Consider the following 12087-nt stretch of genomic DNA (forward strand, 5'->3'; position numbering starts at 1 on the left):
GGGAGTAAAAGCACATGCGCTTTACTGACGTTTTTATCCGTAAGCCGGTACTGGCAACGGTGGTCAGCCTGTTTATTCTGCTGCTGGGAGCACGGGCGGTATTCGACCTGAATACCCGCCAGTTCCCGGAAGTACAGAATGCCGTGGTTACCGTAAGCACGGCCTATATCGGCGCCGATGCGGACCTGATTCAGGGCTTTATTACCAAACCCATGGAGCGTGAAATCGCTGCCGCTGAAGGTATCGACTATATTGTCTCCTCGTCTTCGGCCGGGATCAGCTCGGTGCAGGCGTACCTGCGCCTGGATTACGATCCCAACGAAGCCCTGACCCAGATCGCCGCTCAGGTTAACGCGCTGCGTTCAGACCTGCCGCAAAATGCCGAAGACCCCGTGGTACAACTGGACGTTGGCCAGCAGGTCGCGGCCATGTACCTGTCATTTTTCAGCGAGGTGCTCGACAACAACCAGATCACCGACTATCTGGTTCGGGTGATTGAGCCCCAGTTGGCCACTATCCCCGGCGTCCAGCGTGCGGATATTCTCGGGGGCCGTACCTTCGCTATGCGCATGTGGCTCGATCCGGAGCGGATGACCTCGTTGAATGTGACCGGTGCCGATGTCATGCGTGCCCTGCAGGCCAACAATGTGTTGGCCGCCCTCGGTCGCACCAAAGGCCAGATGGTCGCTATCGATCTGAACGCCGGCACCGATATGCGCAGTGTCGAGGAGTTCGAACAGTTGATCGTGCGCTCGGAAAACGGTGCTCTGGTAAGAATGCAGGATATTGCCGAGGTTGAGCTGGGTGCCGAAAACTATGACGCCTCAGTCACCTTTAACGGCCTGTCCGCGACCTTTATGGGCATCGAAGTCGCGCCCGATGCCAACGCCCTTGACGTCATCGCCGACGTGCGCCAGGTGTGGGAAAACGACATTATTCCGGAGTTGCCGGAAGGCCTCGAAGCGGATATTCCCTACGATTCCACCGAGTACATTCAAAACGCCATCGACGAGGTGGTGACTACCATCGTGCTCGCGTTGATTATCGTGTTGATCGTCATTTACGCTTTTCTGGGTTCGATTCGCAGCGTGATCATTCCGGCGGTGGCGGTACCCCTGTCGCTGGTGGGCACCTTCTTCCTGATGTGGGTGATGGGTTTTTCCATCAACCTGCTGACGCTACTCGCCATGGTGCTGGCCATCGGTATCGTAGTCGACGATGCCATTATCATGCTCGAGAATATTTCCCGCCATGTGGAGGAGGGCATGTCCCGCTTTGACGCGGCCATTCTCGGTGCCCGGCAACTGGCCTGGCCGGTGGTCGCCATGTCGACGACATTGGTTGCGGTCTTTATTCCGCTGGGCTTTGTGAGCGGACTCACCGGGGTGCTCTTCATCGAGTTTGCCTTTACGCTGTCTGCTACTGTGATTCTGTCCGGTGTTGTGGCGCTGACTCTGTCGCCAATGATGTGCTCCAAGATTTTGCGCTCGCGTCGCCACGGTGGTCCGCGTCCCAAACTGGAAGTGAAGCTCGATAGCCTGTTTAACGGCTTGCGCGAACGCTACCAGCGTCGGCTGCACAACACCCTGAATACCCAGCCGGTGGTGCTGACATTTGCGGCAATCATTTTGGCCTCCTGCTACTTCCTGTTTGTCACCAGCGCCGCCGAACTGGAACCGCAGGAAGATCAGGGTTTTGTGTTCGCGATGGGACAGGCCGATTCCTTCGCCACCCTCGATTACACCGAGCGCAACACCCGCCAGCTCGACAGCATGCGTGACGACATCGACGAACTGGACAAGATGTTCGTCATCAACGGCATGATGGGCACCAACACGGCGGCGGCCGGCTTGGTGCTCAAACCGTGGGGCGATCGTGAGCGCAGCACCAATAAGGTTCTGGAAGAGTCCATTCAGCCGGTTTTGAGCAGTCTGCCGGGGCTGGAAATGTTTGCCTTTATTCCACCCTCACTGCCCTCGCCAGGCGGTGGTGCCCCGGTGGAGTTTGTGATCGGCACCACCCAGCCCTACGAGTCACTCAACGAGGTGGCCAGTACTGTGATTGAGCGGGCTATGGAGAGCGGGCGCTTCATCTTTATCGATGGCGACCTGAAAATTGACCGTCCCCGCCAGACCGTCAATGTTGACCGGGAAAAAGCCGCACTGATGGGGGTCGAAATGCAACAGATTGCCGCTGACCTTGGCAGCCTGACGGCAGGCGCTTACGCGGGACGTTTCTCGCTCGACAGCCGCTCCTATCGGGTAATTCCTCAGGTGCAACGCAGTGACCGGCTCAACCCGGAGCAGTTGGAAAACTTTTACACCCGCAACCGCGATGGTGAACTTGTGCCCCTGTCGACTCTGGTGACTCTGGAGGAGTCGGTGCAACCGCGCCAGCTTTCGGGCTTCCAGCAGCTGAACTCGGTGACCTTGCAGGGCGTTCCTCGCCCGGGTGTGTCCCTTGGCGAGGCGCTGGGCATTCTGCAGGAAATTGCCGACGAGGTGCTGCCACCGGGTTACAGTGTCGACTACGGCGGCCAGTCGCGCCAGTTCATCAACGAGGGCGACGAGTTGGTAATGACCTTCTTCTTCGCGCTGCTGGTGATTTTCCTGGTCCTTTCGGCCCAGTTTGAATCCTTCCGCAATGGCATCATCATCTTGGTGACCGTGCCTATGAGTATTGCCGGCGCGCTGATTTTTATCAGCCTGGGCTTCGCCAGTATCAACATCTACACCCAGGTGGGACTGCTGACGCTGATCGGCCTGATTGCCAAACACGGCATTCTGATTGTCGAGTTTGCCAATAAACTACAGCTTGAAGGCCGCACCAAGCGTGAAGCCATCGAAGAGGCCACGGCGATCCGCCTGCGGCCGATCCTGATGACCACCGCAGCCACGGTACTGGCGGTCATTCCGCTGCTGATTGCCAGCGGGGCAGGGGCCGGGGCCCGCTTCGCGATGGGCTTGGTGATTGCCAGCGGCATGACCATCGGCACACTGTTTACGCTTTTTGTTGTGCCTTCGGTATACTTGTGGCTCGCGCGCGATTTCCACAAAGACCCGGATCGCGAATTGGGTGCAGCCGTGGCAACGGAGTAACAGAGGTATGTGGTTCAGTCATCTGATCACCTGCGGACGCCGGCACTTGTTGCCGGCGTTTGTGGTTTTGGCCAGTGCATTGGGTTTGACGCCCACCGTACTGGCCAATGAGCGTTTGAGTGCCGATCACGTCGAGGTGCGTTGGCTCGCGCCTGAAACCTTCGCCGAGGGCGAAACCGTCACTCTGGGCGTTTATTTTGAGATCGACCCGGGATGGCACCTCTACTGGCGCAACCCGGGCGACTCCGGCGCCGAGCCGCGCTTCCAGTTCAGCGGCAACGCCGACGTTGGCGACATTCTCTGGCCCATTCCCAAGCGTATGGCCATCGCGCACCTGACCAATATCGGCTATGAGGATCACATCGCCTACCTGTTTGAAGTGACCCCGGAGGCGGGGGCCGAGCAGTTGCTGTTGGAGGTCGATCTGGAATGGCTGGTGTGCGAGGTTGAATGTATTCCCGGTTTTGGGGTGCTGAGGCTGGAGCGCGCTGTCAGTGCCGAGACCCGCTGGCCTGATTCCGAGCGCGCGATCAAGACACACTTCAGTGCGCGCCTTCCCCAACCGGCGAGCGTGTCCCCCTGGCAAATCACCGGCGCCTGGCAGCAGCTACGCCAGCTGTTTATTGATGTTGCAGGCGAGGGCGATGAGCCGCCACAGCTATTCCCCGGCGACGGCGGCTTTGTCGCATCGGGCGAGCCCGACTGGGAGCCTACGGAGCGGGGGTTTCGTGCGCAAATTGGAACCAGCGCCATGGCCGCGCCCGAGACTCTGGATCTGGTGCTGGTCGAGGGCGAGCGCGGTTGGGCCTTTCCTTCCGTGCTACTGGGTGATGCTCCCGCAACACGGGTAAGCGAGCCTCTGGCATCGGCCACTTTTTGGGTATTACTGCTGTCGGCGCTGATCGGTGGGGTCATTCTTAACCTGATGCCGTGCGTATTTCCGGTGCTGTCGATCAAGCTTTTCAGCCTGATCAATGCCCAGGGCGAGGGCGGGGCAGCCCTGGCCCATCGCACCCGTGAGGGTCTGCTGTACACCGCCGGGGTGTTGACCACATTTGCCGCGCTGGGCGCACTTTTCCTGGTGTTGCGAGCCAGTGGCGCCGCAGTCGGCTGGGGCTTCCAATTACAATCGCCGGGCGTCGTACTCGGGTTGGCACTGTTATTCTGGGTCATGGCCTTGAGCTTTCTCGGGGTATTTGAGTTTGGTCACGGCCTGATGCGCCTGGCGGGCAAAAGCCAAGGCAGCTCGTCGTTTATGACCGGCGTTCTCGCCGTGTTTGTCGCGGCGCCCTGCACCGGGCCCTTTATGGGCGCCGCCCTGGGTGCCTCGGCGACCCTGCCGCCGATTCAGGCGATGGCCATCTTTATCGGTCTCGGCCTGGGTTTGGCATTGCCATTTCTGATTCTGGCATTGAGCCCGCGCCTCTCTGCACGCCTGCCCAGGCCCGGTGCCTGGATGGACACCTTGCGTCAGTTTTTGGCTTTTCCGCTCTTTGCCACGGTCATCTGGCTGCTGTGGGTGCTGGGGCGCTTGCTCGGCGATAGCGGCTGGCTGCTGGGCAGCTCGCTTCTGTTGCTGGTGGCTTTTGCCATCTGGTTAGCCAAGGCCCAGCGTGCCTTGTGGCGCACAATTGCCTTGCTTCTGGCAATCGGTGCAACGCTGGTCGGTCTTTACCGCGTCGAAACCCAGGCTCCGCCGACGCCTGGCGATGTCGAGGGCGAGTGGAGCGCCTACAACCCGGCGCGTATTAGCGAGGCCCGAGCCACCGGGCAAGCGGTTTTTATTGACTACACTGCTGCCTGGTGTATTACTTGTCAGGTGAACAAGACCCTGGTGCTGGATACCCGCGAAGCCAATGAACTTTTCGCGCGCCATGACGTATTACGGATCAGGGCTGACTGGACCCGTTACGACCAGGTCATTACCGACTCGCTGGCCCAATTGGGTCGTAGCTCGATTCCGGTGTATGCTTTTTATCCGGCGGATGGGGGCGAGGTGCAGCTGTTACCACAAGTACTGACACTCAGCATTCTGCGTGAGATATTTGATTAACTTTGTTCAGTAACCCATTGATTTTAAAAAGAGGAATTTGTGATGAAAGCAACATCTACACTCCTGGCCATTACCCTCTGGGCGTGCTCTGGCGCCGCCTTGGCCGCCGCTGTGCCGGGCGAAGCCGTGCCTGATTTCAGTGTCGTCGATGCCGAGGGTAACACCCACACACAAGCCGATTATGAGGGAAGCTGGCTGGTGGTTGAGTGGTTCAACAAAGATTGCCCCTTCGTCAAAAAGCATTACACCGGCAGCGATAACATGCCTCAAACCCAAGCTTTCGCCCGCGACAATGACGTCGAGTGGCTGACGGTCATCTCGTCCAATGTCGGCACCCAGGGTTACCTGGAACCGGCGCAGGCCTTGAGCGTTGCCCAGGAGTACAATTTGCAAGCCAGTGCTCCTTTCCTGCTCGATGTGAGCGGCGATATGGGTCGCGCCTTTGATGCCCGTGTTACCCCGCACATGTACGTCATCAACCCTCAAGGTACCGTGGTTTATGCGGGTGCCATCGACAGCAACAGCTCCGCCAACCCGGCCGTCATTCCGGAATCCACCAATTATGTGCAACAGGCGCTGGAGGAATCCCTTGCCGGGCAGGCCGTTTCCGTCCCCGTCACCCAAGCCTACGGGTGTACCGTAAAATATTAATGGTGATCGCCTGATCCGATTCGCACAATTGTTGCATTGGAAGCTCTATACTGGTTATCGATACTGACCGCTCGTCAGTCGTTTTGGAGGCACTATGGAGACGCAAGTGACTACTCGTGAACCGGATCAGGCGCTCAGCGTTGACGATTTGAAGGAAAAAATCCTTACACATCTGCATGTTAGCTTAGGCACCGACCGTAACAAGGCCAGCCGCCAAGCCTGGTGGCGAGCGATTTGCTCGGCTGTCAATGAAAGCGTGTTTGACGGCTTGCGTCGTACCCAGCGCACCCACTACAAAGAAGATACGCGCGCCGTGCACTATTTTAGTGTCGAGTACCTCATGGGGCGCCTGCTAAGCAGCAACCTGCACAATCTCGGTTGCTACCAGGCCGTCGCAGACGCGGTGGAGCAGTTGGGCCTGAATCTGTCCGACCTGGAAGAGCAAGAGGAGGACATGGCCCTGGGAAATGGAGGCCTTGGCCGCCTCGCCGCCTGTTATATCGATTCCCTGGCGACGCTCAATTACCCTGCTGTGGGTTACGGCATTCACTACGAACACGGCCTGTTTCAACAGACCTTTCAGGACGGCCGCCAGATTGAGCGCCCGGATAGCTGGCGCGAGTATGGCAATCCCTGGGAAATCTGCCGGCCCGAGTCCATTCAGGAGGTCGCGGTTTACGGCCGCGTTGAAACCCAGCACGATCCCAATGGCAAGATGACCAAAATCTGGCACCCGGGGCGCACTATCAAAGGCGTCCCCTGGGATATTCCGGTTGTGGGTTATAACGGCTCTTCCGTCAATGTTCTGCGTCTTTGGGAAAGCCGTGCCAGTGACTTTTTTAACTGGGACGTCTTCAATTCCGGTGGTTATATCGATGCGGCGCGGGAAAACGTCGAAGCGGAAACCATCTCCATGGTGCTTTACCCGAACGATGAAACGGATCGGGGTAAAGAGCTGCGTCTGATCCAGCAGTATTTTTTCTGTTCCTGTTCCCTCAAGGACATTATCCGCCGTTACAAACGCGCCCATGGTGATGACTGGAGTCAATTCAGTGAGCAGGTGGTCATTCAGCTCAACGATACCCATCCGGCAATTGCCATTCCCGAACTGATGCGCATTCTGGTTGACCGTGCGGGCATGCCTTGGGAAGAAGCCTGGGATATCTGTACTGACGTTTTTGCCTATACCAATCACACGCTTTTACCGGAAGCACTGGAAACCTGGTCGGTAGCGATGCTGAGCAAGGTCCTGCCGCGCCATATGGAAATCATCGAAGAAATCGACCGACGTTTCCTGGTGGAAGAAGTCGAGATCATGTGGCCCGGCGACGAGGGCAAGAAGCGGGAGCTGTCAATTCTGGAGAACGGTGGTCATCCCAGAGTGCGTATGGGACATCTATCGGTCGTGGGCTCCTTCAAAGTCAATGGCGTCGCCGCCGTGCACTCCAACCTGGTGAAGACCGACCTGTTTCCGGATATGGTCAAGCTCTGGCCGGACAAGTTTGTCAATGTGACCAATGGGGTTACGCCGCGTCGCTGGATCAAAGCGTGTAATCCGCGCCTGGCCACTTTTCTTGACGACCAAGTGGGCGATAACTGGCCGGCGCACCTGGAAGATCTGAAAAAGCTGAAAGCCAAAGCGGATGACAAGGCTGTCCAGAAAGCCTTTATGGAGATTAAGCAACAGGCCAAAATTGATCTGGCCAGCACCATTCGGCATCTCACCGGTATTCAGGTGAATCCGAAGGCAATTTTTGATGTGCAGATCAAGCGCTTGCACGAATATAAACGCCAGCATCTGAATCTTCTCCATATCCTGTTGCTCTATAGACGTATCCTGCAAAACCCCGACTACGATATTCATCCGCGGGTGTTCATCTTTGGAGCCAAGGCTGCACCGGGCTATCACCTGGCCAAGGAAATCATCTATGCCATTAACAAAGTGGGCGAAAAAATCAATCACGACCGCCGGGTACGCAACCTGATAAAAGTGATTTTCCTACCGAACTACCGGGTCAGCCTGGCGGAGAAAATCATTCCCGCCGCGGATGTCTCCGAGCAGATTTCGACGGCAGGGAAGGAGGCCTCCGGCACCGGCAACATGAAGTTGTCCATGAACGGTGCACTTACCGTGGGGACACTGGATGGCGCCAACATCGAGATTGCTGAAGAAGTGGGCGAGGATAATATCGCGATTTTTGGTCTGGATGTGGATGGGGTCAAAGCACTGGATCGCGACGGCTACAACAGCCGCGACTACTATGACAACAACGAAGAACTGAAGGCCGTTCTCGATTGGCTTGAAGGTAGCTACTTTACCCCCTCCAACCCGGGGGAGCTGGCAATCATCAAACACAGCCTGTTGGACCATGGTGACCCCTACAAAGTCCTGGCGGACTTTGAGGGTTACGTTGCCGCCCAGGAAAAAATCGACGGGTGGTACCGAGACCCGTCGGTGTGGGCAAAAAAAGCGTTGATCAACATTGCGGGTATGGGCAAGTTCAGTTCCGACCGGTCAATCCAGGATTACGTCCGCCAGGTCTGGAAGTTGGAACCGTGTAACATTGCCGATAAATAGCCTGCTGTCAGTTCAGGCCTCCAGGAGCGGGCGATACACCTGATCCCGGTAGGCCTCGGCACTGGCGTCCCAGGAATAGTCCGCTTTCATCCCCGCCAACTGGATTTTGCGCCAGCGGTCGCCGTCGGTATAGGCGGCCAGCGCCCGCTCCAGTGCACTGAGAAAGCTTGCAGCGGTAGCGTCAGGAAAGACAAAGCCGTTGCCTTCTTCTTCGTTGGCATCGGCATCAATAATTGTGTCTTTGAGTCCACCCACGTTGTGAACCACCGGCGGTGTGCCATAGCGTAGGCTATACAACTGGTTGAGGCCGCAGGGCTCAAACATCGATGGCATCAAAAACAGATCAGCACCGGCTTCAATCTGATGCGACAGCTCCTCACTGTAACCCAGAGTGACCGACAGGCGGCCCGGGTAGCTCCGCGCCAGTTCAGTCAAACTGGCTTCATAGTGACTCATACCACTGCCGAGCAGCGCAAACTGTATCCGACCGCTTTTCAGCAAACCGGGCAGCACCTGTAGCAAGAGATCAATCCCTTTTTGCTCGACCAACCGCCCGATAAACCCGAGCAAGGGCACGTGCGGTTCTACTTTGAGACCGAGTGCCTCTTGCAGCGCGGCTTTGTTCACTGCTTTGCGCTTGAGGGTATTCCGGTTGTAGCGCTGTGCCAGGGACTGATCAGTGCCAGGGTTCCATTCATCGGTGTTGATACCGTTAAGAATCCCCACCAGTCGGTCGCTGCGGCTGCGCAGCAAACCGTCCAGTCCCCAGCCGTGCTCGGGCTGCTGCATTTCGAGTGCATAACTCGGGCTGACCGTGGTCAGGTAGTCGGCGTAGACCAGCCCGCCCTTGATGAAGGCGGCGTAGTCAAAAAATTCCAGTTTTTCAAAATGCCAATAATCATTACCCAGTTTCAGCTGATCAAAGGCGTCCCAGGTAAACAATCCCCTGTAGGTCAGGTTATGGATCGTGAATACCGTGCCGGGGCGATTTTTTTCCTCGTTCAGGAGCAGGGGAAGGGGACCCGTCTGCCAATCATTGGCATGGACAATATCCGCCCGCCAGTTCAGGCCTGCCCGATCCATGGCAAGCTCACAGGCAGCGCGACAAAACAGCATAAAACGCAGATGGTTATCGGGCCAGTCCTGGTTGGGGCTGGCGCAGTAAGGGTTGCCGGGGCGTGCGGAAAAGTAGGGGTGATCCACCAGCCAGACCAGCACGCGGGTGCCCGGCAGGCGGGTTTGCCAGAGTGTTACGGGCTCGCCCAAGACGGTAAATTCTGAAATCGCTTTCATACCGGTAATCCGGGATTTTTCCAGGACGTCCGGGTAGGCGGGAAGTACAAGGCGTACATCACAGTTGGCTCGTGCAAGCGCGCGCGGCAAGCTGCCGGCGACATCGCCCAGGCCACCGGTTTTGATCAGCGGGTGCGCTTCGCTGCTCACAAACAGGGTTTTGATCATTGAAATCGTCCTAGCAGGGGGTTCAAGACATCAGTTTCAGAACGATGCCCGCCAAGGGAGGCAGGGTCACGACCAACGAGTGTTCCCGGGCCATCCAGGGAACGGGTTCGCTGTCCACAGGGATGCCATTTCCAAGGTTACTGCCACCGTAATAGGTGGAGTCAGAATTAAACACTTCCTGATACTTTCCCGCAACAGGTATACCAATGCGGTAGTTCTCGCGCGGTACCGGGGTAAAATTCAGAATAACCAGGTTGAAGGTATCGCCGTCCCGGCGCAAATAGCTGATCACGGATTGGGTGCTGTCGTGACAGTCGACCCATTCAAAACCGCCATGGTCGAAGCTGCGTCGGTGTAAGCTGGGTTCTTCACGGTAGAGCCGATTGAGGTCGGCGACAGCGGTGCGCAAGCCATCGTGGCTGGACAACTCAAGCAGTGACCAGTCGAGGGACTCCTTGTGTGCCCACTCTTTCCATTGACCAAACTCGCAGCCCATAAACAACAGCTTGGTGCCCGGGTAGGTAAACTGGTAGGTGTACAACAGCCGCAGATTGGCAAACTTCTGCCAGTCGTCGCCAGGCATCTTGTTGATCATGCTGCCTTTGCCGTGAACCACTTCGTCGTGGGAAAACGGCAGTTGGAAGTTCTCTGTGAATGCGTAGATCAGGCCGAAGGTCAATTGATCATGATGGAAATGACGGTGCACCGGATCCATGCTCATGTAGTTGAGCGTATCGTGCATCCAGCCCATGTTCCATTTCATGGAAAAACCCAGACCGCCGACCCAGGTGGGGCGGGTCACCTGCGGCCAGGCGGTGGATTCTTCGGCAATCACCAGCGCGCCCGGGTGGTGGCCGTGGCACAGCTCGTTGAGTTGACGCAGAAAGTCGATCGCCTCCAGGTTTTCATTGCCGCCGTGACGGTTGGGCTCCCAGTCGCCCGCTTCGCGGGAGTAGTCCAGGTAAAGCATGGACGCGACAGCGTCGACCCTCAGACCATCAAGGTGGAACTCATCCAGCCAATAGAGTGCGCTGGCCAACAGAAAATTGCACACCTCATTGCGGGAGAAGTTATAAATCAGTGTGCCCCAATCCCGGTGTTCGCCTTTGCGCGGATCCTCATGTTCATAAAGGGCGGTACCGTCAAAGCGCGCCAGTCCGTGTTCGTCCTTGGGAAAATGCGCAGGCACCCAATCCAGAATGATGCCAATACTGTGGCGGTGCAGGTAATCCACAAAGTAGCGAAAATCATCCGGCGAGCCAAAGCGGCTGGTCGGAGCAAAGTAACCGGTTGTCTGATAGCCCCAGGAGTCGTCGAGCGGGTGCTCAGTAATGGGCATTACCTCAATATGGGTAAAGCCCAGCGGCTGGATATAGTCTACCAGCTGATGCGCCAGCTCCCGGTAATTGAGAAATTCACCGGCCGGGCCGCGCCGCCATGACCCCAGATGCAACTCATACACAGACATGGGCGCGTGTTGCCAATCCCAGCCTTGGCGTTCACTCATCCAGTGATCGTCCTGCCATTGATGTGTACCGTCGGCCGGCACCCGGGATGAAGTGCTCGGGCGCATCTCAAACGCACGCCCGAAGGGGTCGCTCTTCATGACCACGTAACCGGTATCACGGTTGCGCACCGAAAATTTGTACAAGGTGTCCGGGCCGAGCCCGGGAATAAAGAGCTCCCATACGCCGCTGCTGCCGCGCACCCGCATCGGGTGGGCATGTCCGTCCCAGCCGTTAAAGTCACCAACCACGCTCACCCGCTCCGCTGCCGGTGCCCAAGTGGCAAACAGCACACCGTCAACGCCATCGACCGACTTCGGGTGCGCACCCATAACGTCGTACAGGTTCCAGTGGCGGCCTTCGCCGAAGAGGTACAGATCCAACTCGCCCACTTGCGGTGCGAAACTGTAGGGATCAACGTCCAAGTGAGTGCAATTGTGCCGATCCGTCCAGGCAAGTGTGTAGTGGGGCGGGAGGTCTTTCGCCTTGCCTTGCCACTCGAAAAGGTCCGTGTCGGGGTAACGCGTCATGGGCGTAGCGGCGCCACTCAGTTGCAAGGCGGCATCTCGGGCGCCCGGAAGGAATGCGCGCACAACCGTCTGATCTTTCGAGCCGCTCACCGGATGGTAGCCGAGCACCTCAAAAGGATCGTGATGGCGGGCTTCCAGGATGCGTTCGAACCCGGAGGGGAGCGTCTTTCCTTGCTGCTTTTTACTCATGAAAAAAGTTCCGCCTAGTGGC

General features: G+C 57.5%; 6 protein-coding genes. 4 read left to right on the forward strand and 2 right to left on the reverse strand.

Annotation, left to right across the window (positions count from 1 at the left end; translation table 11 throughout):
- Positions 1–14 precede the first annotated feature (14 nt).
- The 4 genes from DKW72_RS07775 (at position 15) to DKW72_RS07790 (ending at position 8380) form a co-directional block, all read left to right on the forward strand.
- A complete protein-coding gene (locus tag DKW72_RS07775; RefSeq protein WP_111641786.1) occupies positions 15–3098 on the forward strand; it encodes an efflux RND transporter permease subunit in 3084 nt (1027 codons plus the stop codon).
- Between the two features lie 7 nt (positions 3099–3105).
- On the forward strand, positions 3106–5151 hold the full coding sequence (locus DKW72_RS07780) for a protein-disulfide reductase DsbD family protein (RefSeq protein WP_111641787.1): 2046 nt from the start codon (positions 3106–3108) through the stop codon (positions 5149–5151).
- Between the two features lie 42 nt (positions 5152–5193).
- Positions 5194–5802: a redoxin domain-containing protein gene (locus tag DKW72_RS07785; RefSeq protein ID WP_111641788.1), complete on the forward strand. Its 609-nt coding sequence runs from the start codon at positions 5194–5196 to the stop codon at positions 5800–5802.
- 106 nt (positions 5803–5908) lie between these two features.
- A complete protein-coding gene (locus tag DKW72_RS07790; protein WP_198411269.1) occupies positions 5909–8380 on the forward strand; it encodes a glycogen/starch/alpha-glucan phosphorylase in 2472 nt (823 codons plus the stop codon).
- 12 nt (positions 8381–8392) lie between these two features.
- Here DKW72_RS07790 and glgA read toward each other — a convergent pair whose 3' ends face one another.
- Together glgA and glgB are read right to left on the reverse strand one after the other, a co-directional pair.
- The gene (gene glgA, locus DKW72_RS07795) at positions 8393–9841 is read right to left on the reverse strand and encodes a glycogen synthase GlgA (RefSeq protein ID WP_111641790.1); all 1449 of its coding nucleotides are present in this window, start codon (positions 9839–9841) and stop codon (positions 8393–8395) included.
- Positions 9842–9863: 22 nt separating this feature from the next.
- Positions 9864–12065: a 1,4-alpha-glucan branching protein GlgB gene (glgB, locus tag DKW72_RS07800; RefSeq protein ID WP_111641791.1), complete on the reverse strand. Its 2202-nt coding sequence runs from the start codon at positions 12063–12065 to the stop codon at positions 9864–9866.
- Positions 12066–12087: the final 22 nt, after the last annotated feature.

Source organism: Marinimicrobium alkaliphilum, from assembly GCF_003259155.1.
GTDB lineage: Bacteria > Pseudomonadota > Gammaproteobacteria > Pseudomonadales > Cellvibrionaceae > Marinimicrobium_A > Marinimicrobium_A alkaliphilum.